This is a genomic window from Halocola ammonii, from assembly GCF_049334165.1.
Taxonomy (GTDB): domain Bacteria; phylum Bacteroidota; class Bacteroidia; order Flavobacteriales_D; family Sanyastnellaceae; genus JBEGHD01.
Map to the genome: position 1 here is coordinate 454604 of NZ_JBEGHD010000001.1, position 21384 is coordinate 475987.

Consider the following 21384-nt stretch of genomic DNA (forward strand, 5'->3'; position numbering starts at 1 on the left):
TGCGTCAACTGGCGCATATATGGTTAAATCGTTGATCAAATCAATATCGATGCGAGAGCATCAGAAAAGGCAGGCGTAAACGGCTTGCCTTTTTTTGTTTTTAGGGTAGATGAGGTTTTAGCTGTATGCATTTTTGACCGGAACTAAAACTTTTAGCGAGTGATGATTTAGCTATCTTTTCATCGTAAACTAAATACTTGACATCATGAAAACCTCTACCCTGCTGTTTTCCTTTCTTTTTCTCGTATCGTATTTTTGTCAATCCCAAAGTGAGTGGGCGCCAGTTGGAGCTCAGTGGCACTACGAAAGCAAGTTCGTGAGCTTTTCCAACGGTGATGAATATTACGCTCCTATGCTTTTTACAGTCACAGCCGACACAACTGTAAATGGACAAACTTGCAGCAAGGTTGTGCAAACCCTTGGGGATTGTTGCTCTAACCTTTCGTCAGCAAATCTGGAAACGGATGAAGGGCTCACCTTTCTCACCTACGCTGAAAATGACTCGATTTACTTCTACGATTATCACAATGAATCATTCAAGTTGGTAATGGACCTCGGGATGCAAGTTGGTGATACACTGACCTACACCTTATTTTCGACAATTGGAGGCGAGAATCCTTACGAGGTCGAAGCTGAACTGATAGTGCTCGATGAAGGAGAGGTTATGGTCAACGGAAATGAACTTAGACAACTCACAGTTTCAGCACCAACCTTCACAGGTGTAGAATCAATCACTTTCACAGAAACGTTGGGTTTTAGCCACTTTTTCCTGGTCATCCCAGAAGTGTTATCCGGTTTTTGTGATGGGGAATACCCAAACCGATTGCGTTGCTACAACTCTCCAAACTTTGGAATGTATGAGGCTGTGGAATACGAGTGCGACACATCCTTTGTGATCACCGACATCTCTGAAATTGACTCTCCCAGAATTAGCGTTTATCCGAATCCGGCTGATGAATCGATTAGTTTAGAGATCGAAAACTTACCTACCGGAGATCAACTAGATGTGTCAATTCTGGACCTTCAGGGAAGAGAGGTGAAATCCGCAACACTCAGGCAAAACCAAAACTCTCTTTCGATCGACAGTTCGGACTTGCCCAATGGAACTTACTTTTTGAGTTTGAAAACCGGAGCTATTGAAAGGACTCAGAAAATCATTGTTCAACACTAAACTTTACTAGCTATGAGACTATTTTTTACTTTGCTCATTTCACTTCTCGCGCTCAACGCCTCATCACAAGATTTTTGGGAGGTACCACCCGAGGGCTCTGTTTACACTTACTACGAGACATTTTGGGGTCAGGATGCTCCTCCGCTGCATTACACCTGGGAAGGAACTGTTACTGCAGACGGACACACCTGGCGTGAGCTTTTCGCTCCTTATTCGCCAAATGATACAGACGGTCCGACTCATCTGATCAGAGCTCAGGACGGAATTTGGTTCCTTAAAACTCCGGAATGGAGCAGTTCAGAACTAGCTGAGTATCCTCTTTACGACTGGAATGCAGAAGAAGGAGATACCATCATGTCAGCTTCACTTGATCAATTGGACCTTGGCATCGTGCGTCTTAAAGTTGACAGTATCCACCTTCAGACCTTCCTGGATGGATCCGAAAGGAAAGTCTTTCACCTCTCTAATATTGATTTTGATGTGAATCAAGAGATAATGTGGATCGAGGGAATTGGAATGATAAATGACCATTTTCAAAACGCAGCGGGAACGTCAATAGCAGATGCCGGGTCCAGATTAATTTGTGCTCATTTTGATTTGATGTGGGTCTATGAAGCAGAGTTTTCTGAGAACATACCGAAGTACAATGAATGTGATTGGGTACCTATTTCTGTGGATGAAAAGAATCAGACTACTTTCTCTATTCATCCCAACCCAGCCGATCAAAGCATCCACCTCGACTTTGAAAACCCGCAAAAAACAGAATCGCTGCAAATCTCGATTTTCGACCTGCAGGGACGCGAAGTCAAAAGTGTCCAAATCACCACTGTGGGTGAAGCTGAAATTTCTGTAGATGAAATCCCAAACGGTGTTTACCTTCTCAAACTCTCAGGTGATCAATTTTCTCACACGCAAAGATTGGTGGTGAGGCATTAAGAAACGGGCCTTGAGATTTGTCTTAATGATCTAAATCTGGGTGTCATTTTACCAGTAGATGTGATTGTTGTTTTTGCTTTTTTCCTTGATGAAAAAAGAAAGAAAAAAATCAAGGCTGTGACCTCTACTCAAAATTTTGCTTCATCTCAACTAACTTCGACCGAGTGATCCTGTCGGCTTCTCGGTCTGCGTAAGTTTCGATTTTGAAAAATTTTTGCGCGAGCTCAAGGCCGGTCCCCAATCATGCTGCGGCCTTTGAGTGAACTTGATCAACCTATGAGCTCACAAAACGCAAGGAGGAATAAAGGCTAGTCCTCTCCAACCCATTCTTTCACATCCTCTAGCTGAACGGCCGGGATGTCGAGTTTGTTCTTTTTGCGGAAGCCGTTGAGCTTTTGGTGGATTGCTGTCGCTTTGGTTTTCTTCAATTCGCCAACAGTATCAAATCCGGCATCAACCATGTGCTCTGCCCACTCACCTGGAACACCAATTTTCTCAAAATCAGCCGGTGTGGCTGCCTGCTCAAATTTTTCCGGACGCATCTGAGGGAAAAACAGCACTTCCTGAATAGACTCATTATCGGTCAAAAGCATTACCAGTCGGTCGATCCCGATTCCCATTCCACTTGTTGGCGGCATTCCGTACTCGAGTGCACGCAAGAAATCCTGGTCGATAAACATCGCCTCGTCATCGCCTTTTTCAGAGAGCTTTAGCTGCTCCTCAAATCGCTCGCGCTGATCGATCGGATCGTTCAACTCAGAGTAGGCGTTGGCCACTTCTTTCCCGTTTACCATCAGCTCAAATCGCTCCGTAAACTCGGGGTTGTCGCGGTGCGTTTTACACAGCGGAGACATTTCTTTTGGGTAGTCGGTGATGAAAGTCGGCTCGATGTAGTTCGGCTCGCATTTCTCGCCAAAAATCTCATCGATCAACTTTCCTTTACCCATGCTCGGGTCGTGCTCAATTTTTAGCTTGTCGCAAGCCTGGCGGAGCTCATCTTCGCTGATACCGGCAATGTCAACTCCTGTGTGTTCGAGAATCGAATCGCGCATGGTCACGCGCTGAAATGGCGCCTGGAAATTTATTTCTTTGTTACCGAGCTTCACTGTTGTGGTGCCGTGCAATTCGGTGCAAACGCGCTCCAGCATCTCCTCAGTGAAGTTCATCATCCACTTGTAGTCTTTGTAGGCTACGTAGATCTCCATTACTGTAAACTCCGGGTTATGGGTTTTGTCCATTCCCTCGTTTCGGAAGTCTTTGCTGAATTCATAAACGCCTTCAAAACCGCCAACAATCAGTCGCTTGAGGTAGAGCTCATTGGCGATTCGGAGATAGAGCGGAATGTCGAGTGCGTTGTGGTGAGTCACAAATGGACGCGCTGCAGCTCCCCCTGGGATTGGCTGCAGGATGGGCGTTTCCACTTCGAAGTATCCTTTTTCGTTGAAGAAATTGCGCATCGTGTTCATCACCTTTGTGCGGGCAATGAAAGTTTCCTTCACTTTGTCGTTTACCACTAGATCAACATAGCGCATGCGGTGACGAAGCTCCGGATCCGTGAACGAGTCGTAGCGCTTTCCTTCAGCATCTTTTTTCACAACCGGCAGTGGGCGCAGCGTTTTGCTAAGCACGGTAAGTTCGGTGACTTTCACTGAAATTTCCCCAACCTGAGTTTTGAAGAGCTCGCCCTTTACTCCGATAAAATCACCGTAGTCGAGCAGTTTTTTGAAAACCGTGTTGTACATGGTTTTGTCCTCTCCGGGGCACAGCTCATCGCGGTTCACGTAAATCTGCACGCGACCCGAAGCGTCCATCAACTCGGCAAAAGACGCCTTTCCCATTATCCTGCGGTTCATCAACCTTCCGGCAAGTACCACTTCCTTTCCTTCTTCGTACTTTTCCTTGACTTCGGCAGCTTTGGCAGATGTTTCAAACTCGGCAGCCGGGTAAGGATCGATACCCAAATCGCGAAGCTGCTTCAGCGCCTCGCGTCTCATGCGTTCCTGATCAGAAAGGGAAAGACTCATAATTCTCTGTTTGTTAGCCGCATTAATCAGCGGCAGATTTTAAAAAATAAGGGTGCAAAGATATTAAATAGAGCGACCTGAAATAGCGATGTAAAATGATATCTTCACGGCCGAACGCACAAAAACAGAGAATAATTCTACTTTTGTGAGCGCGTGCGATTGGCGGCTTTGCCTGCCGAAGATCACACGGGAGCAAAACAATTTTCTAAAGCAAGTACTTTTCAGCGATGAAGCAACTCATTGAGCAATTTCCAAAACATATTCAGCACGCCCTTGAAATTGGGCAAAAGGCGAACTTCAATACAGCCAAGAAGCAGGTGGAGAACGTTGTGATCACTGGTCTTGGTGGTTCGGGAATTGGCGGAAAAATCGTTTCTCAGCTCGTGAGCAAGGAAGCCAACGTGCCGATTTTGGTAAACAACGATTACACGCTTCCGGGATTTGTGAATGAGAAGTCGCTTGTGATTGTGTCGAGCTACTCGGGGAATACCGAAGAGACGCTGACAGCCATGCGCACAGCCCTCGATCGCGGAGCGGAAGTGGCTTGCATTACTTCAGGTGGAGAAGTGCTCGAAATGGCCGGAAAAGAGAACCTCGATCACGTGGTGATTCCCGGTGGAAATCCTCCGCGAGCCATGTTTGGCTATTCAGCCGTGCAGCAGTTTTTCATCCTCAACGCCTACGGAGTGATTCCGTCCAACCACATCGATGAGCTCTCTGCAGCATCGGATTTGCTGACGACAAACAAAGAGGCGATTAAAGAAAAAGCAGGCGAAATCGTGAAGGCTTTTGACGGACGCACTCCAGTAATTTATATTGAGTCACACCTCGAGGGAGTGGCCGTTCGCTGGAGACAACAGCTCAACGAAAACTCGAAGATACTCTGCTGGCATCACGTTTTCCCAGAAATGAACCACAACGAGCTCGTTGGCTGGAAAGGCGGCAGCAATCAGCTTTCAGTTTTGATGCTTCGCACAAAGGATGATCAAAAGAGAAACGCATTCCGAATGGACGTTTGCAAACCGATTTTCGAAGGGAAGTGTGATCGCGTAAATGAACTTTGGGCCGAGGGAGAATCTGCCGTAGAGCGTGCTTTCTACCTGATTTACGTTGGCGACTGGGTTTCTCAACTCATGGCCGAAAAGCGCGAAGTTGATCCGGTAGAGATTGAGGTAATCGAGTATCTAAAGGGCGAACTCTCCAAAGTCTAGTCGGCCGAATTTTAAAGCCCGCTGGCTGCGTTACTCGAACTTCAAAACATCCTCACTTACAGTAGTAAGCTGCGGTGTTTTTCATTTCGAAAGCCTTGCCATCAAACTTTCTAATTCAGCCTTGGTTGAAAGGTTTCAATTTTCAATTGGATGTTATTCTAGTGAATTTTGTTGTAGACAGGGAGTTCTAACCGGCTGTTAATAAAGCTCGCTGGCTGCGTTATAAGAGCTTCAACATTCCTCATTTACTAGCGTAAACTGCGGCATTATTCAGTCCGAAAGCCTTACCATCAAACCTTCTAACTTAGCCTTGGGTGAAGGATCTACAATTTCAATCTGTTTGTTTCTCGTTGATGAAGCTGGTTGAAACTGAGGCGACACGCGAATGGAGTAGACTCGGAATTTGAGATTTGAAATTTGTTTTTTGGAGCTTGCGACTATGCCTGCTGCTCAGCTTCTTCACCCTTCTTTCCCTTGGGTTTTTTCATGATGGCGTACATCACAAAAAAGTAGCCGAAAAGCACAACGATTGGTGCGAGTGTTATTCTGCGGAAGCTGAAAATTTCTTCGCTAAATTCTTCCGGATCCTTGCTGCCACCGCCACTCATGAGAATGAACCCAAGTACGATGATGCAAATAGCAATGATGAGCATAATGTAGTTTTCGCGTCCAAAGGCGAATTCCTGCATCGGTTTTTTGGGTGACTTCTCGTTTTTCATAATCGTTGGGTTGTCTCGAACAAAGATAAATTTTCTGTGGAATGCACAAGTCGCAGTTGAGCTCAATAAAGCTGATCCTGACGCAAACGGATGTATTTTCCAACGGCCATGCTCGTAGAAATCCATGAAATCAAAATGGCCAAAAGGAAGATGACTCCGAAGAGCTGACCGAAAGTTTCGATGTCCTGAAACTTAAAGAAATCGGGGAAAAAGCTGCGACTGAAGTAGATTAGAGCGACTATCAAAGCCAATGCAATGATACCCGCAATAAGTCCGTGCCAGATGCCCTGCCAGATAAATGGCCGCACAATGAAGCCCCTGGTTGCGCCTACCAGCTGCATACTTTTTATTAAGAATCTTTTAGAAAAAATGGCTAATCGGATAGTGTTATTGATGAGCGCCACGGCAACCAAAAGAAGCACAATGCTGATTATCCCAAGAATCAAACTGAACTTTCGGATGTTCTTGTCGATATTTTCAAAAAGCACCTTTTGGTAAACCACTTCTTTCACTTCAGCCTGATGGATGATATCTTGTTCGATCCACTGGAGACTGTCGGGCTGGGCGTAGCTACTGTTGAGCTTCAGGTCGATGCTTGCGGGAATTGGATTGAATCCGAGGAAGTCGACAAATTCTTTACCGAGTTCCTGTTCCATTTCGCGAGCAGCTTCTTCCTGAGTGATGTGCGTAGCGGCCCGGGTGTATTCTTCCGCTTCGAGAAATTTCTTTAGCTGCAAAATCTCAACTTCTTTCACATCGTCCTTCAGAAAAACCTGAACTGTAACGTTCTCGCGGAAGTAGGTCGAAAGCTTGTTAGCGTTGATCAGCACGAGACTCAGCATTCCCAGCATGAAGAGCACCAGGGCAATCCCGATAATGGTAGAAAGCGTGGCTGTCCAGTTTCTGCCTGATGACGATTTGAAAGGTGATTTCGACATGGCGACTAAATTAACAATTGCATTTTCAGTGCAAACGGGAGCTTCTGCAATTTTATTCCCAATGGATAGTTAACTACCTCATTCGGGAATAATGGCCGTGCGTGAACTCACGCTGGCAGCGCCAAAATACCCGATGGCGCCTTCCGAAAGATTGGTTTCCACATTGGCAGGTGGCGTGTCGAAAAGACCTCCGCCCCAGTCGGTTTCTGTAAGAATCCCATTAAAAATGTCGTAGGCTTTGATTCCGATGTTCCACTGCTCCAGGTATACTGTGTCTCCGGCATTGGCTTCTTCGCCAATTTCCAAAATGTCGATAGCCGTGTTGGCCACGTAGTTTCCATCGTAGAGATCGTCATTTACAAACGAGAGCTCCGAGAGCGTATCTCGCTGCTGTTCACCGTTCACTTCCAAAAACCAGGTGTAGCAATCGCCAAGTCCAGCAAGCTCCTGAGTCCACACTTTTACTTCGTAATAGGGGTCGCCTTCAAAGCCAAACTCCTCGAAAGGATCGATGTATTCGAAAGCCATTGAGTCGACCGGAGCGACCGGCCTCATAAAGCTCGTAGCTGTGTAGGTTTGCCCTTCGTAGTCGATGGTGAGCGTGTAGGTTTTTCCGGCTTCACCAGCCACATCAGGAGTAGTCTGGTAAATTCCCGGTTCGTTTTCGCTGAGTGTCCAGGTGGTTTCACCATCGCTGATGGTCACCTCAGCACCCATCACTCTCGGTGCAGGCTGATTTTCAAAGTAGCTCGAAGTGAGCGTGAGTTCCACAGTGTGAGCCTTTTCCTGATCGGTAATCCATCCTTCCACAACAAGACGTTCGTTTTCCTGATCATTCAGCTCCAGGTCAATTCTTTCTGTGCAAGAATAAAATCCAACACAGAGCAGAACAGGCAGTATGAATTTCAAATTTTTCATGTTAAAAGCTAAAGTTATAGGTGATAGCAGGGACGATTGGGAGCAGGTAGACAAGCTCCGCGTACGTTTCGTTAGGCATGTTGGCATCTTGCCTAAAGTTTATCAAATATGGATTTTTGCGGTAGTAGGCGTTGTAAACGCTAAACACCCATTCTCCGTCCCATTTGCGTGTTTCGTTCTTTTTGCTTTGCAGCGTTGCTGACAGGTCGAGTCGATGGTAGGCAGGCATTCGCTCACCATTTCGGTCTGAGTAAACGGGCACCACTTCGCCCATGTACTCAAACCTTCCTGTCGGGAAAGTGACTGCAGCTCCGGTGGAGTAGACAAAATTGGCTCCGAAGCTCCATCGCTTGTTGAGTGTGTAGGCGGCCATGATGGAGAGGTCGTGGGTTTTGTCGTACTGAGCCGGGAACCAGTCTTCCTGTATTTCCGGAATTTTCCTCTCGGTGCGGCTCAAGGTGTAACCGATTGTCCCTGTGAGGTCGCCCACTTCTTTGCGAACCATGAGTTCCAGACCGTAGGCTCTTGCTTCACCAAACCGCAGTTCACCTTCGAGGTGCTTGTTCAGCAAAAGCTGGGCGTGGTTTTTAAAGTCAATCGAGTTTTGCATGCCTTTGTAGTACACTTCAACTGATCCCTGAAGTTGGTCGTCCAAAAAGTTTCTGAAGTATCCCACTGCCACCTGATCCGCAATCTGTGGTTTCACTGTTGGGCTCGAAACAAACCAAACATCCAGCGGTGAAGCTGAAGTGGAGTTCGATGCCAGGTGCATGTACTGGTACATTCTGTTGTAGCTGGCTTTCACGCTGCTCGATTCGTTGAGTTGATAGTTCAATCCCAGGCGCGGTTCAAATCCGCCAAAAGCGTTGTAAACGTCCCACTTGCCGTAGTAGGTAGAGTCCACTGGTTCGTAAACATCATTGTAGTCCCACTGCGTGCCTTCGCCCATGTTGAGAAATACCGAGTATCGCAGACCGTAAATTGCTGTGAACTTTTCAGTGATTTCGTGTTCGTTACTCACGTAAATTCCACCTTCGAGAGCATTGTCGAGACTAATGTTGATGTCGTTCAAAATCGACTCGCTGCCAGTGGACCGGGTTTCACCAGGGTTTAATTTGTGCTTGATCAGCGAAGCACCAAACCTCAAATTATTTCTGGAGTTTGCGTAGTAGTTGTAGTCGGCTTTTAGTGAGATGTCCTCGATGTTGCTTCTCCACTCAAAGCCGAGCTGGTCGTCTTCCTGAGCCAGACGGTAGTCGTAGTCAGAGTAAACAAAAGTGATGTTTGAAAAGAGCTTGCTGTTGTAAATGTGATTCCATCTCAGAGTCCCGGTAGTGTTTCCCCAGGCAAAGCTGAAAAGGTCGGAAAAGCCAAACACATCGCGACCGAAGTAGCCGGAGGCAAAAAGTCGGTCGTTTTCACTGAGCTTGTAGTTGGCCTTGGCGTTGAAATCGTAAAAGTAAAGCCTCGAATCCTGAAGTGCCTGTTCGGGCGAAAGTTTAAGGAACAAATCCACGTAAGTCCTTCTTCCGGAAATGAGAAATGCTCCTTTGTCTTTTTTGATTGGTCCTTGCAGGGTTAATCTTGAGGCAACAGTTCCGATTCCTCCAGAGCCGGTAAATTCTTTAGCGTTTCCTTCTTTCATGCGGATGTCGAGCACCGAAGAAAGTCGCCCACCGTAGCGAGCGGGAATTCCGCCTTTGTAGAGCTGCACATCTTTTATGGCATCTGAGTTGAAAACCGAGAAAAACCCGAGCAGGTGAGAAGCGTTGTACACTGTAGCTTCATCCAGTAGAATGAGGTTTTGGTCTACAGCACCACCGCGAACGTAAAATCCCGAACCGCCTTCTCCAACGGTTTGCACGCCTGGCAAGAGCTGAATGGCTTTTATCACGTCCACTTCGCCCATGAAAGCGGGAATCTTTTTGATGGCTTCCATGCTCATGTTCACAGTACTCATCTCGACCGATTCCACATTTTTTCGGGCTTCGGAAGTGCCTTCAACTACAGCTTCTTCGAGTTCCACACTAGAAGGTGAGAGCTCCAGGTCGAGCTTCACATCTTCGTTGAGGTCAATCGTTTTTGTCTCTGTTTTGTAGCCGATAAAAGAAAAAAGCACTTCGTACTCTCCTTTCGGTACCGACAGTGAGTAGTAGCCATAGGCGTTGGTGCTCACGCCCCGCCCTGTTGATTTTACGGTGACCGTGGCTCCGATTAATGTTTCTCCGGTTTTGCTATCTGAAATGGTGCCGCTGAGTGTCGACTTATTTTGTGCGCTTGCCGTGAGGCAAAGGAGAAAAAGGGCACAAACGGAAACTGAAGTTTTCAGCCATTGCAGCTTTAGCATGGAGCTTATGGCCTTAGTAGGGTTTAACATAGGTTGGAAAGCACTATTGATTTTGTTGTAATCACTTCTCCATCAGCAGACAATCAATTAATTGGCAGTCTTCTAAATGGAGTGCAAATATTTGGATAAAACTCCATTCCTCAACACCCAATTGTGTTAAGCAATTAGAAATTATCCATGAACGGAAATCAATGAATGCCAGTCGGCAAGAACCTTATGTTTTTGTGAGCTTCACCATATTCGACATGCCCATTTCCGAAATTGGCATCGAAGCGATGTTGATGATCAGATCGCCCTCTTCGATGTGACCTTTTTTCTTCAGGATGTACTTGATGTCGGCAATGGTGTGATCGGTGCTCACCATTTTGTCGTAGTAGATCGCACGTACACCCCAAACCAGGCTCATCATCGAAAGAATCTTCTTGTTTCCGGTGAAAACGAAGATGTGTGACTTCGGTCTTTGGCTCGAGACTTTTATTCCGGTGTATCCCGAGTGAGTCATGGTGATGATCGCTTTGGCGTCAACGCGTTTGGCCAGTCGGCACGCATTGTAGCAAATCGAGTCAGAAATAAATCGCTCTTCGCGAGATTCTGCCGGAGCCGTTTCGTGGTAGTAGATGCTTTCGAAATTTTCAACTTCTTGCACAATGTTTACCATTGCTTTAATCACCTGAACAGGATATTTTCCAACGGAAGTTTCCGCGCTGAGCATCACGGCATCGGAGCCATCCATTACAGCATTTGCCACATCATTTACCTCAGCCCTTGTAGGCCTGATGTTGGTAATCATCGATTCCATCATTTGAGTAGCAACAATTACCGGCTTGCCGTTTTTGATGCACTTTTTGATCAGCATCTTTTGGATGAGCGGAACGTTTTGCATCGGGATTTCCACACCCAGATCTCCACGTGCTACCATCAAGGCATCCGTTTCCTTAATGATGTCGTTGATGTCGTCAATCGCTTCTGGCTTTTCGATTTTTGCCACCACCTTCGAGTCTTTTTCCTTTTCGCGGATGATGTGCTTCAGCTCAATGATGTCTCGCGCAGAGCGGACAAAAGACAGTCCGATCCAATCCACATTTTGATCGAGTGCGAAGTCGAGGTCCTTAAGGTCTTTTTTCGTGAGGCAGGGAAGAGAAATCTTTGTGTTGGGGAGGTTGATTCCTTTGTTGGAAGACAGCACACCTCCGTAAATGACTTTCAGCGTTACTTCATCTTTGCCGTTGGTAGAAAGCACTTCGAGTTCAAGTTTCCCGTCATCAAGGAGAACCTGTTCGCCTGGCTTCACATCCTTTGGAAATTGCTTGTAGGTGGTGGAAACACGCTTTTCATCGCCAACTAGCTCTTTGGTCGTTATCACAATTTCAGACCCCGGCTTAATGTCCACACCATCGTCTTTCATATCGCCAACGCGGAGTTTCGGACCCTGTAAATCAGCCAGAATTGCTGTGTGAGTTCCGAGCTCTTCATCAAGTTTTCGCACGTCAGAAATCACTCTTTGGTACTCCTCGTGGAGGCCATGAGAAAAATTCAACCTCACAACGTTGAGCCCTTCCTGAATCATTTCTTTGAGCACTCCCTTATCGGAAGATGCCGGTCCTATGGTCGCTACTATTTTTGTTCTTTTCATGGTATTCTTTAATCAATCCAAAACGAGGTTTCCCTTCGATTTGAGGTTTTCTACAGCAATTTCGAAAGCTGTTATCACAATCGGAATTTTTCTCACGGTCTTCAGCAACTCGGTGGTGTCAACAGGCATGTCGTTGTTTAGCCTCAGCAAATAATCGACCTGCTTGTATTCCGGGCAAATGTAACCACCCTCGGCTCGGTTTGCTATCAGGTCGAACCGCACTCCTTCATCTTCTTCGTGAGTGTAGAGTGTGTGTCGACTGGTGCTGTTCTTTAGTGTCATTTCAATAGGTTGTTGCAACGACATCTGCAGACCAAGTGCCCTGTTCAGAAACCAGCACAGTCTGTATTCCTTTTCGTGACAACTAATGCCCAAAAGTAGAAAATCATAGTCGTACTCGATTTCCAGTCGGTGTAACATAAACCTAATTTAACTTCGGTTGCAAGGTAGTGCAGAAGGAGCTACCTTCTGACGAGCTTTTTCAACGCTTTTTTTGCGGCTTGTTGCTCAGCGAGTTTTTTGTTGGTACCAATCCCTCTTCCTGCTTCGGTGCCCTCGACCTTCACGGCCATCTCGTAGGTGCTTTTTCCGTTACTGAGTTCTTCTTTCACCATTTCAAAGGTAAGAGACTTCCGGTGCTTTTGACACCATTCGTGAAGCTTCGATTTGAAATCCGTAGTGGCGTGCACTTTCTTTTCCAGATCGTACTTTTTCAGCAATTCCAGTGTAACTCGCGAAGCAAAATCGTAGCCTTTGTCCAGGTAAATCGCTCCAATTACTGCTTCCAATGCATTGCCGACCAGCGATTTTTGAAGCTCCTGCTTTCCGAGATTCAGCTGAAGGTTTTTGTCGAGCTCGATTTTCTCCCCAACCACGTTGAGGTATTTTCGACTGACCACTTTGGCTTTCATTTTTGTGAGCTGGCCTTCGGGAGTTTTTGGATAGTTGGCGTAGAGGTAGTCTGCCAAAACTGCATCGAGGATGGCATCACCCAAAAACTCAAGGCGTTCGTTGCTGTTCTTCACTCCCCGTGCAATCGATTTTGAAGCAGAGCTGTGTCGCAAAGCCTGCACGTAATAATCGAGTTGCTTCGGTTTGAAGCCAAAAGAATTTTTGATGAATTGAGAAACCTGCTTTTCGCGGTCGGTCGTTTTCTTAAACCAACTGATATTCCACAAAGGCTATATCTTTTTGAAGATTGCAGAAGTGTTGTGACCTCCAAAACCGAAGGTGTTACTCAAAGCGGCTTTGATTTCGCGCTTCTGAGCTTTGTTGAGCGTCAGGTTGAGATTGTTGTCCATCTCAGGGTCTTCGTGCTCGTGGTTGATGGTTGGAGGTACGATGCCATTTTGAAGAGCGAGAATACAGGCAATAGCTTCAGCAGCTCCTGCGGCTCCGAGCAAGTGTCCGGTCATCGATTTTGTAGAAGAAATGTTGAGGTCGTAAGCGTGATCACCAAAAACGTCTTTGATAGCAATCAGCTCCGCAACATCTCCTAGTGGAGTGGAAGTACCGTGCACGTTGATGTAATCGATCTCTGATGGATCCATGTGTGCGTCTTCGAGAGCCGCTTTCATCACATTGATTGCACCCAAACCTTCAGGATGTGGCGCTGTCATGTGGTGAGCGTCTGCAGACAGTCCGGCACCTACAACCTCGCAGTAGATTTTTGCTCCACGTGCTTTGGCGTGCTCGTACTCTTCGAGAATGAGTGCGCCAGAACCTTCACCGAGGACGAAACCATCGCGGGTTTTGTCAAACGGACGAGAAGCAGTCTTGTAATTCTCGTTGTTTTTGGAGAGCGCGTGAAGTGCGTTGAATCCTCCAATTCCGGCTTCGTTTACTGTAGCTTCACTACCACCTGTTACAAACATGTCGGCTTTTCCGAGACGAATGTAGTTAAAGGCATCAGCCAGTGCGTTTGTAGAAGATGCACAAGCAGAAACGGTTGTAAAGTTTGGACCCCTTAGGCCGTACTTAATAGAGATGTGGCCGGAAGCGATATCCGCAATCATCTTGGGGATGAAGAACGGGTTGAATCGCGGAGTGCCGTCACCTTTAGCAAAAGCGAAGCACTCTTCCTGAAAAGTTTGCAAACCACCAATTCCCGATCCCCAGATCACTCCAAAGCGGTCGGTGTTTACACTTTCCAGGTCGATGCCACAATCTTTCATTGCCTGCTCGGCAGTCACCAAAGCGTATTGCGCATAAGGGTCGAGTTTGCGGGCCTCTTTGCGGTCGAAGTGATCTTCCGCGTTGTAGCCTTTCACCTCGCAGGCAAACTGGGTTTTGAATTTAGAAGCATCGAAGTGCGTGATCGGAGCCGCACCACTAACGCCATTAGTCAATCCCTGCCAATATTCTTCGACAGTATTTCCAATGGGTGTCAGGGCACCTAAACCGGTTACGACCACGCGCTTCAGCTCCATAAATTCGGGGGTAAAATATTTTTACTTAGTGTTGTTTTCGATGTATTCTACAGCCTGACCAACAGTCTGAATTTTCTCAGCCTGGTCGTCTGGGATAGCGATGTTGAATTCTTTCTCGAATTCCATGATCAGCTCTACTGTATCCAGGGAGTCCGCTCCGAGGTCGTTGGTGAAGCTAGCTTCGTTGTTTACTTCGCTTTCATCAACGCCCAATTTATCAACGATGATGGCGGTCACTTTAGAAGAAATATCTGACATTTTAAACGGTTTTTGTGATTAATCAGGCTGCAAAGTAAGCAAAACTTCTTTTTTAAAACAAAATTTTGAATTCGCCCTCAAACAAGGCGTATAAGTCAATGCTGGCCTGTGTTTTGGCGACTGTAATATACAGCAATCTCATCTAATTCCTTTCGCTTTAGATCGGGGATTTGAGCATTTTCTGCAGGATGCCCAACAGGAATGAGTAAAAAAGGACGCTCATTCTTCGGCCTGTCGAGGATTTCGGAGAGAAAATTCATCGGGCTTGGTGTGTGTGTTAAAGCTGCCAAACCAGACTGGTGAATAGCCGAAAGAAACATTCCCGCTGAGATGCCAACAGATTCGCTAACGTAGTAGTTTGTCTGTTTTTCACCTTCAGCACTCTTGTCGTACACTTTTTTAAAAATGATCACCAGGTAAGGAGCAATTTCCAAAAACGGCTTGTGGTGATCGGTGCCGAGTGGCTCAATAGCATCGAGCCATTCATCACTCATCCGGTTGGTGTAGCTCTCGAGTTCTTCGGCTTCTGCTTTCTCTCGAATTTCTTTTTTCACTGCAGGGTCGGATACGATGCAGAAGGTCCACGGTTGTTTGTGTGCCCCTGAAGGTGCAGTGCCAGCAGTTCGAATGGCGTTTTCAATAATTTCCAGATCAACAGGTTGGTCAGAAAACTCGCGAATACTTCTCCTAAGGTTCATGAAATTGTAGAAGTCGCGGCTGCGCTTCAACATTTCCTCATCGCTGAATTGCATCCCTTTATAAGGTATGAATGCGTGTTTGCTCATGATAAAAAAGTTAAGGTTAGTCTACTTAAGGTTTTCACGCACCTGCTGCATGAATTCCGAAGCATATACAAATTCGTTCAGCTCCTTGTGATCGGTTTTTAGGATTTGGTCCTTGGTACCGTGCCATGCAATCAGTCCTTTGTGAATAAAGTTAATCTCGTCTCCGATTTCAATCACGGAGTTCATGTCGTGAGAAACAACCACGGTTGTGATATTGAACTCTCGCGTGATGTCGTGAATCAGATTGTCGATTACAATTGCCGTCTGCGGATCGAGGCCAGAGTTGGGCTCATCGCAAAAAAGGTAACGCGGGTTCACAGAAATCGCACGGGCAATACCCACGCGTTTTTTCATCCCACCACTTAGCTCAGCTGGCATCAGGTGGTTCGTGTTCGGGAGATTCACTCTTTCGAGGCAGGTGTTCACCCGATCGAGCATTTCCTTCTTGCTCATCTTTCCTAGCATCTGGAGCGGAAACATGATGTTTTCCTCCACCGTTTGAGAATCGAAAAGGGCAGACCCCTGAAAAAGCATCCCGATTTCTTTACGGATGGTTTTTTGCTCCTTTCGGGTCATGGCGTAGAAATCCCGGTCATCGAAATAAACCTCGCCAGAATCAGGCTTAACCAAACCTACGATACATTTGGTGAGAACCGATTTTCCCGATCCACTCTGCCCGATGATAAAACTCACCTTTCCGGGAGTGAAATTCGCTGTGATGCCTTTAAGAACATCGTGTTCGCCAAACGACTTCGATATGTTTTTTACTTCTATCACAGGAGCATGAGTTGTGTTAGAACGTAGTTCGACAAAATAATAATGACGCTGCTATTGGTAACCGCCTGGGTGCTCGATCGACCCACCTGCAAAGCACCTCCGCTAGTATAATAACCGTGAAATGAAGAAACAGATGTGATGACGAATGCGAAAACAACCGTCTTCACAAGCGCATAAAAAACGGTATACGCTCTAAAATCGAAACGGATTCCGTAAGCAAAGTCGTTCATTGTGATGACTCCAGACCACTCTCCAACAAGAGCCCCGGCATAAATCCCCAAAAACATGCTGATCACAATCAAAAAAGGAAAAAGGAAAATGGCAGCAACAATTTTGGGTAGGATGAGAAAGCTTGCCGAATTGATCCCCATGATTTCGAGCGCATCGATCTGTTCGCTCACACGCATGGTTCCTATCTCTGAAGCGATGTTGGAGCCGACTTTACCGGCCAAAATCAGAGAAATGATTGTGGGACTAAACTCCAGAATCATGGTTTGCCTGGCGGTGAAACCAATCGTGTAAACCGGAATCCAGGCACTTTCGATATTCGAAGCCGTTTGCAGCGTAATTACCGCTCCCATGAAAACCGAGAGTAGCGAAATGATTCCCAGCGATTTCACACCGATTTTGTCGGCTTCGAGAACCGTCTGGCGCCAATAGATGATGAACCGCTCTGGTTTTGAGAAAACCTGAGCGAGCATCAAGAAATACCTGCCGACTTCGCTGATTAGATTCATATGAAGTTGCTAAAATAAGTATTGACAACCGAACATCGGAAGGGGCTAATAAATTTCACTTCACCCCGTTTTATTATTCATACTTTTGACAAAACTGCAAATAAGATGTCGACTAAGCGTTATCCGGTTTATTTCTTTTTGGTGTTTTTTCTCATCGCACTCACAATGAGCTCTTGCGCTGGAAACAGACGAAACAAAAAATGCGATTGCCCCACCTGGGATCACATCGATTTGTCAAACTCTGCTACACAAAACTCTCTTGAAAAATTCGACTGATCTCGAAAAAGGACTTTCGCGATTTGTTCCTGGCGAAGCGCTTCCGTTGGTTTGCAAATACCTGCGGACACATCGTTGTCATCTAAAAGTGACCCCGGGAAGAAAATCTAAGCTCGGAGATTTTCGGCCAGCACATGGCAAAAGAAAAGTTCATCATCTCAGTGTGAACGGTGACTTGAATCGCTATGGGTTTTTGATTACCCTCGTTCACGAAATTGCCCACATGACCACCTGGGAAAAACACCAAAATAAAGTGAAACCTCACGGTGTGGAGTGGAAGACTGATTTTAAGGAATTGATGGACCCGATTTTGGAGCTGAGCATTTTTCCAGAAGACGTTTACCGCGCTTTGACGAAATACATGAACAATCCTGCAGCTGCATCGTGTTCCGACCTAAACCTTTCGCGAGCTCTGCGCAACTACGACAAAAACAAGTCGACCATCCACCTCGAAGAGCTTCCGGCTAACTCCACTTTTATTTTCCATGAAAAAAGAGTGTTCAAAAAAGGCGAAAAACTGCGCAGGCGATATCAGTGCATCGAAGTTTCTTCCAACAAAAAATACCTTTTTCATCCGCTGGCAGAAGTGAAGCCAATTGAAAACTAGTGTTTCAGACTTTTTGTGAACTTTGGTTCCTAACGATTGATTAGTTCCTACGAACAGAATCGATTCTTTTATGGAACTGAGTAACTATCAAAAGGAGTTAAATGAAAACAGCCCGGTCGACTTCTCTGACCTGAAGGCAGTTTTTATCAATTGCACATTAAAAAAATCCCCTGAAATTTCGAACACAGCCGGATTGATGGATATGTCAAAGTCCATCATGGAGGGTAATGGCATCAGGACAGAAATGATTCGCGCTGTTGATCACGACATCGCCACGGGCGTTTTTCCCGACATGACCGAGCACGGGTGGGACAAAGACGAGTGGCCACCTATTCAGAAAAAAGTAATGGACGCGGACATTTTGGTGATTGGAACTCCCATCTGGCTTGGCGAAAAATCTTCGGTGGCCTCGAAAGTGATTGAAAGACTCTACGGTTGTTCCGCTGAGCTAAACGAAAGTGGCCAGTACGCCTACTACGGAAAAGCAGGCGGGTGCATCATCACTGGGAATGAAGACGGCATCAAACACTGCGCTATGAATTTGCTCTACTCATTGCAGCACCTCGGGTACACTATTCCGCCACAGGCCGACTCGGGCTGGATTGGCGAAGCAGGTCCCGGTGCATCCTATCTCGATGAAGGAAGTGGCGGACCGGAAAACGATTTCACTAACCGCAACACGACCTTCATGACCTGGAACCTGATGCATTTGGCGAAATTGCTAAAAGACAATGGTGGTGTTCCGGCCTATGGAAATCGTGCAACGGAGTGGAAGAAGAAAGCAGATAAAGATCATCCGAATCCGGAGTACAGGAATTAAAAGATGCTGCTGTCATAAGTAAGTGCAAGACTTTTCTAGAGCACTTCAATTCTTCCTTTCGCCAAGAGAATGATTGGCATCTTAAAAGATACAGTTCTGATCTCACCTTCTTTTATGTTGACATTAATGTCGTTGTCTCCGCAATAGCGATTTAGAAAATAGGGGACATACACTCTAACTTTATGATTACCGGGTGCAAGCTCGAAGAAAGTCATCCCCCAATCATGAGCAGATGTCTCACCATTAACTTCAATTTTTGGAGTACAAAAAAACATTAGCCAGGCCAGGGGATAGAATGAGGTTTTAACATGAATTCCGGATCTGACCTTAGACTTTCTGATGTTGTCTCTGTGGGTTTTTTTATCTGTAGTGCTTTCAGCAGATTGGGTAGGAAAATTTGTCGAAGGAGATTCTTCGCCAGTTCTATTGGCGGGTGAAGGATTTTTGCTGAAGCTGAACTGACATATTTTGAGGATGTAGGATTTGACATATTCAAGATCTTCTTTGAGAAGAGCTTTTTTATCATCCCAAATTTCGAGCAGTGTGAACTCTTTTTCATCCTGAGAAACAATTGAGAGTCTCCCTCGCACGCCCTGGCTTTCAATGTCTCTGTCCGTTCGTATGATTAGGTCTGTAATATCCTGCTGTCTGAAAGTCAACTCTTTATCTTCATATACTGAGAAAAACCGGATTCTTCCTTTTTCAAAGACCTTGAGATCGATATTTCCTGCCTTTCTGGATTTAGTCTTTTTTCTGGCTGAAGCTCCAAATCCGAATAAAGCGACCGACAGGAAAATCAGGATAATAAATGATCTGCCAACAGCCGCTATCAATATTAGAAAAATAAGAAGTGCAAGCGCACCGGCTATCATTGGAATGGTTGACTTCAAAAAGTTTTCATTAGAGAGGTTTCCAGAACCTCCAAGCTCTAGAGAGTCTTCGTTTTCGGAGAGCTTAAAGCTCAGCTTATGTCGGTCTAGTTTTAGTTTTAAGGTGTAAGAGTTGAGCTCTTTCATTTTGGTAGTTTTGGTTAGTTCAATGGTTGTTTTTCAAATATATATAAAGAATTGAAAATCTCAGGAATGCGTAAGATGAACCAAAAACAAATACACAAATAAAAATTCAGGGTTGGGAGTCGCTTGGCCAGTTGAACCCCGGTTTACATCCCCAAATACCAGGAAGCGATAGAAAAATAGATGAGCACCCCTGAAATGTCTGCAATAGATGTGATCAGCGGTGCGCTGGCGGTGGCCGGGTCGGCTCCAAAGCGCGTGAAAACAAATGGAAGTGTTAACCCAACGATACTTCCAACCACCACGATGCTGACCATGGTGAGCGCTACTACGACAATGATATCTGGAGCGCGGAAACTCGCCACCAGCCCTACAGCAAGCGCCATCGTTACACCGAGTAAAATTCCCACAAGAACTTCTTTTCCAACCAGTCTGAGCCAGTCTTTCATCTGCACTTCGCCTGTGGCCATGGCTCGAATCATGAGCGTTGCCGACTGAGCTCCGGCATTTCCTCCACAATCGATGAGCAGCGGCAAAAAGAAAACCAGCGAAACGACCTCGGCAATCGTGTCTTCAAAACTGGCGATTGCCGCTCCTGAAAACACGTTCATAAAAACAAGGGCGAAAAGCCAAACGATTCTCTTTTTGAAAAGGTAAGAGACTTTTGCTTTCAGTGGATTCATCACGGCATCTGAGATGGAACCAAATCGGTGGAAATCTTCTGTTGCCTCTTCTTCTGCTACATCGAGCACGTCATCGACAGTAACTATTCCCAGCAACACACCCCGGGTGTCGGTCACCGGAAGGGCAATTCGATCGTAGTCGCGAAAAGCTTTCACGGAGTTTTCCTGGTCGTCTGTAGCCAACAACGCCACAAACTTGTTATCCATCAGATCGCTGATTTTTTGATCGGGCTCGGCCAGCAAAATTTCTCGCACGCGCAGGTCGTCAATCAACGTCCATGACTCGTCAGTCACGTAAATCACGTTGAGCGTCTCCGAGTCTTTTCCAAAGTTTCGGATGTGCTGAAGTGTTTCTCTGATGGTGAAATGCGGGCGTACCGCCACAAAGTCTGGCGTCATCAGTCGACCGATACTTTCTTCGGGGTAGCCGAGAAGTTTGGTGGTGACTTTTCGCTCTTCCGGGGAGAGAATTTGGATGAGCCGCTGTGCTACAGGTCCCGGCATTTCCTCGAGCAGCTGAGTACGATCGTCAGGGTCGAGATCGTTCAGTAGACTGGCAAGTCGATTTTGCTTTTCCGCAAGCACGTCAATCAGTTCTTGCTGCTTGTCGTAGGTGAGATCCTGAAAAACGTCCGTTGCCAGTTCGTGCGGAAGCAGTCTAAAAACGATGATGTCTTCGGGAGCATCCAGGTCGGTGAGCAGCGTGGCGATTTCGTAAGGCTCCCAGGTCTCGAGTTCGTGACGGAGGTTGAGCAACTCCCGCGCTTCAATCATTCGCTCAATGTGCTCTCTGTCTAAAGCTTCTTCCATTTTTTCTGTAACCTGTTCAGACAAAAGTATCCAATTTATGGCAAGAAAATCTGCAAAGCTCAGCTTCGTAGAATAAGAAGTTAACGAGAATTTAAAACGAGCTGGACTTCTTGTCGACAGTGGTATTCCTATAAGTTTGGCTGGTTCAACCTGTGGCGAAAATCAAAATTTGATGGACGCTTTTTAGTAGTTTTGCTGCGGCTGTGAAAATGCGAGAAATTTTGCTTTTCAACCTGGATGACAACGCAGCTGCTCGATCTTTAGGTTTATAGCAGACGGAAAATAAATGTGA

At 46.1% G+C, this 21384-nt stretch carries 21 protein-coding genes; 6 read left to right on the forward strand and 15 right to left on the reverse strand.

Features of this window, described 5'->3' with window-relative positions; translation table 11 throughout:
• The first annotated feature begins 205 nt into the window (after positions 1-205).
• Both ABHV44_RS01815 and ABHV44_RS01820 read left to right on the forward strand, forming a co-directional pair.
• Positions 206-1171 (forward strand): T9SS type A sorting domain-containing protein, encoded by a 966-nt coding sequence (locus ABHV44_RS01815; RefSeq protein ID WP_459072929.1) that lies wholly within the window; start codon positions 206-208, stop codon positions 1169-1171.
• 12 nt (positions 1172-1183) lie between these two features.
• The gene (locus ABHV44_RS01820) at positions 1184-2107 is read left to right on the forward strand and encodes a T9SS type A sorting domain-containing protein (RefSeq protein WP_459072930.1); all 924 of its coding nucleotides are present in this window, start codon (positions 1184-1186) and stop codon (positions 2105-2107) included.
• Positions 2108-2415: 308 nt separating this feature from the next.
• On the opposite strand, the gene lysS is transcribed toward ABHV44_RS01820, so the two are convergent.
• Positions 2416-4131: a lysine--tRNA ligase gene (gene lysS, locus ABHV44_RS01825; RefSeq protein ID WP_459072931.1), complete on the reverse strand. Its 1716-nt coding sequence runs from the start codon at positions 4129-4131 to the stop codon at positions 2416-2418.
• 227 nt (positions 4132-4358) lie between these two features.
• Here lysS and ABHV44_RS01830 point away from each other — a divergent pair, with 227 nt between their 5' ends.
• On the forward strand, positions 4359-5342 hold the full coding sequence (locus ABHV44_RS01830; protein WP_459072932.1) for a bifunctional phosphoglucose/phosphomannose isomerase: 984 nt from the start codon (positions 4359-4361) through the stop codon (positions 5340-5342).
• 437 nt (positions 5343-5779) lie between these two features.
• On the opposite strand, the gene ABHV44_RS01835 is transcribed toward ABHV44_RS01830, so the two are convergent.
• From ABHV44_RS01835 to ABHV44_RS01890, 12 genes are all read right to left on the reverse strand, one after another.
• Positions 5780-6061 carry a DUF3098 domain-containing protein gene (locus ABHV44_RS01835; RefSeq protein WP_459072933.1) on the reverse strand — a complete coding sequence of 94 codons (282 nt, stop codon included), beginning with the start codon at positions 6059-6061 and terminating at the stop codon, positions 5780-5782.
• Positions 6062-6123: 62 nt separating this feature from the next.
• Positions 6124-6999, reverse strand: a complete 876-nt coding sequence (locus ABHV44_RS01840; RefSeq protein WP_459072934.1) for a cell division protein FtsX — start codon at positions 6997-6999, stop codon at positions 6124-6126.
• A gap of 78 nt (positions 7000-7077) precedes the next feature.
• Positions 7078-7917, reverse strand: a complete 840-nt coding sequence (locus ABHV44_RS01845; protein ID WP_459072935.1) for a DUF4249 domain-containing protein — start codon at positions 7915-7917, stop codon at positions 7078-7080.
• Position 7918: 1 nt separating this feature from the next.
• Positions 7919-10294 carry a TonB-dependent receptor gene (locus tag ABHV44_RS01850; RefSeq protein ID WP_459072936.1) on the reverse strand — a complete coding sequence of 792 codons (2376 nt, stop codon included), beginning with the start codon at positions 10292-10294 and terminating at the stop codon, positions 7919-7921.
• 184 nt (positions 10295-10478) lie between these two features.
• Complete coding sequence (gene pyk, locus ABHV44_RS01855) at positions 10479-11897, reverse strand: pyruvate kinase (protein ID WP_459072937.1); 1419 nt, start codon at positions 11895-11897, stop codon at positions 10479-10481.
• 12 nt (positions 11898-11909) lie between these two features.
• Positions 11910-12317, reverse strand: coding sequence for an IPExxxVDY family protein (locus tag ABHV44_RS01860; protein WP_459072938.1), 408 nt, complete (start codon positions 12315-12317; stop codon positions 11910-11912).
• Between the two features lie 41 nt (positions 12318-12358).
• Positions 12359-13075: a ribonuclease III gene (gene rnc / locus ABHV44_RS01865; RefSeq protein WP_459072939.1), complete on the reverse strand. Its 717-nt coding sequence runs from the start codon at positions 13073-13075 to the stop codon at positions 12359-12361.
• A gap of 3 nt (positions 13076-13078) precedes the next feature.
• Positions 13079-14326 carry a beta-ketoacyl-ACP synthase II gene (gene fabF / locus ABHV44_RS01870; protein ID WP_459072940.1) on the reverse strand — a complete coding sequence of 416 codons (1248 nt, stop codon included), beginning with the start codon at positions 14324-14326 and terminating at the stop codon, positions 13079-13081.
• 21 nt (positions 14327-14347) lie between these two features.
• Positions 14348-14584 carry an acyl carrier protein gene (locus ABHV44_RS01875; protein WP_459072941.1) on the reverse strand — a complete coding sequence of 79 codons (237 nt, stop codon included), beginning with the start codon at positions 14582-14584 and terminating at the stop codon, positions 14348-14350.
• 95 nt (positions 14585-14679) lie between these two features.
• A complete protein-coding gene (locus ABHV44_RS01880) occupies positions 14680-15369 on the reverse strand; it encodes a nitroreductase family protein (RefSeq protein WP_459072942.1) in 690 nt (229 codons plus the stop codon).
• Positions 15370-15390: 21 nt separating this feature from the next.
• Positions 15391-16146, reverse strand: a complete 756-nt coding sequence (locus ABHV44_RS01885; protein ID WP_459072943.1) for an ABC transporter ATP-binding protein — start codon at positions 16144-16146, stop codon at positions 15391-15393.
• Entirely contained in the window at positions 16143-16883 is a 741-nt protein-coding gene (locus ABHV44_RS01890; RefSeq protein WP_459072944.1) for an MlaE family ABC transporter permease, read from the reverse strand. The genes ABHV44_RS01885 and ABHV44_RS01890 overlap by 4 nt, the downstream gene beginning before the upstream one ends.
• Before the next feature lie 105 nt (positions 16884-16988).
• Between ABHV44_RS01890 and ABHV44_RS01895 the strand changes: the two genes are divergently transcribed.
• The 3 genes from ABHV44_RS01895 (at position 16989) to ABHV44_RS01905 (ending at position 18586) form a co-directional block, all read left to right on the forward strand.
• On the forward strand, positions 16989-17159 hold the full coding sequence (locus tag ABHV44_RS01895; protein WP_459072945.1) for a hypothetical protein: 171 nt from the start codon (positions 16989-16991) through the stop codon (positions 17157-17159).
• Positions 17143-17766 carry a sprT domain-containing protein gene (locus tag ABHV44_RS01900; protein ID WP_459072946.1) on the forward strand — a complete coding sequence of 208 codons (624 nt, stop codon included), beginning with the start codon at positions 17143-17145 and terminating at the stop codon, positions 17764-17766. The genes ABHV44_RS01895 and ABHV44_RS01900 overlap by 17 nt, the downstream gene beginning before the upstream one ends.
• A gap of 70 nt (positions 17767-17836) precedes the next feature.
• On the forward strand, positions 17837-18586 hold the full coding sequence (locus tag ABHV44_RS01905) for a flavodoxin family protein (RefSeq protein WP_459072947.1): 750 nt from the start codon (positions 17837-17839) through the stop codon (positions 18584-18586).
• Positions 18587-18621: 35 nt separating this feature from the next.
• On the opposite strand, the gene ABHV44_RS01910 is transcribed toward ABHV44_RS01905, so the two are convergent.
• Complete coding sequence (locus tag ABHV44_RS01910; RefSeq protein ID WP_459072948.1) at positions 18622-19602, reverse strand: hypothetical protein; 981 nt, start codon at positions 19600-19602, stop codon at positions 18622-18624.
• Positions 19603-19745: 143 nt separating this feature from the next.
• Positions 19746-21092 carry a magnesium transporter gene (gene mgtE / locus ABHV44_RS01915; RefSeq protein WP_459072949.1) on the reverse strand — a complete coding sequence of 449 codons (1347 nt, stop codon included), beginning with the start codon at positions 21090-21092 and terminating at the stop codon, positions 19746-19748.
• Between the last annotated feature and the right edge of the window lie 292 nt (positions 21093-21384).

Bases quoted from the DNA above. Each gene is read 5' to 3' on its own strand.
- ABHV44_RS01815 (WP_459072929.1), top strand. From the start codon at position 206: ATGAAAACCTCTACCCTGCTGTTTTCCTTTCTTTTTCTCGTATCGTAT.
- ABHV44_RS01820 (WP_459072930.1), top strand. From the start codon at position 1,184: ATGAGACTATTTTTTACTTTGCTCATTTCACTTCTCGCGCTCAACGCC.
- lysS (WP_459072931.1), bottom strand. From the start codon at position 4,131: ATGAGTCTTTCCCTTTCTGATCAGGAACGCATGAGACGCGAGGCGCTG.
- ABHV44_RS01830 (WP_459072932.1), top strand. From the start codon at position 4,359: ATGAAGCAACTCATTGAGCAATTTCCAAAACATATTCAGCACGCCCTT.
- ABHV44_RS01835 (WP_459072933.1), bottom strand. From the start codon at position 6,061: ATGAAAAACGAGAAGTCACCCAAAAAACCGATGCAGGAATTCGCCTTT.
- ABHV44_RS01840 (WP_459072934.1), bottom strand. From the start codon at position 6,999: ATGTCGAAATCACCTTTCAAATCGTCATCAGGCAGAAACTGGACAGCC.
- ABHV44_RS01845 (WP_459072935.1), bottom strand. From the start codon at position 7,917: ATGAAAAATTTGAAATTCATACTGCCTGTTCTGCTCTGTGTTGGATTT.
- ABHV44_RS01850 (WP_459072936.1), bottom strand. From the start codon at position 10,294: ATGTTAAACCCTACTAAGGCCATAAGCTCCATGCTAAAGCTGCAATGG.
- pyk (WP_459072937.1), bottom strand. From the start codon at position 11,897: ATGAAAAGAACAAAAATAGTAGCGACCATAGGACCGGCATCTTCCGAT.
- ABHV44_RS01860 (WP_459072938.1), bottom strand. From the start codon at position 12,317: ATGTTACACCGACTGGAAATCGAGTACGACTATGATTTTCTACTTTTG.
- fabF (WP_459072940.1), bottom strand. From the start codon at position 14,326: ATGGAGCTGAAGCGCGTGGTCGTAACCGGTTTAGGTGCCCTGACACCC.
- ABHV44_RS01875 (WP_459072941.1), bottom strand. From the start codon at position 14,584: ATGTCAGATATTTCTTCTAAAGTGACCGCCATCATCGTTGATAAATTG.
- ABHV44_RS01880 (WP_459072942.1), bottom strand. From the start codon at position 15,369: ATGAGCAAACACGCATTCATACCTTATAAAGGGATGCAATTCAGCGAT.
- ABHV44_RS01890 (WP_459072944.1), bottom strand. From the start codon at position 16,883: ATGAATCTAATCAGCGAAGTCGGCAGGTATTTCTTGATGCTCGCTCAG.
- ABHV44_RS01895 (WP_459072945.1), top strand. From the start codon at position 16,989: ATGTCGACTAAGCGTTATCCGGTTTATTTCTTTTTGGTGTTTTTTCTC.
- ABHV44_RS01905 (WP_459072947.1), top strand. From the start codon at position 17,837: ATGGAACTGAGTAACTATCAAAAGGAGTTAAATGAAAACAGCCCGGTC.
- ABHV44_RS01910 (WP_459072948.1), bottom strand. From the start codon at position 19,602: ATGAAAGAGCTCAACTCTTACACCTTAAAACTAAAACTAGACCGACAT.
- mgtE (WP_459072949.1), bottom strand. From the start codon at position 21,092: ATGGAAGAAGCTTTAGACAGAGAGCACATTGAGCGAATGATTGAAGCG.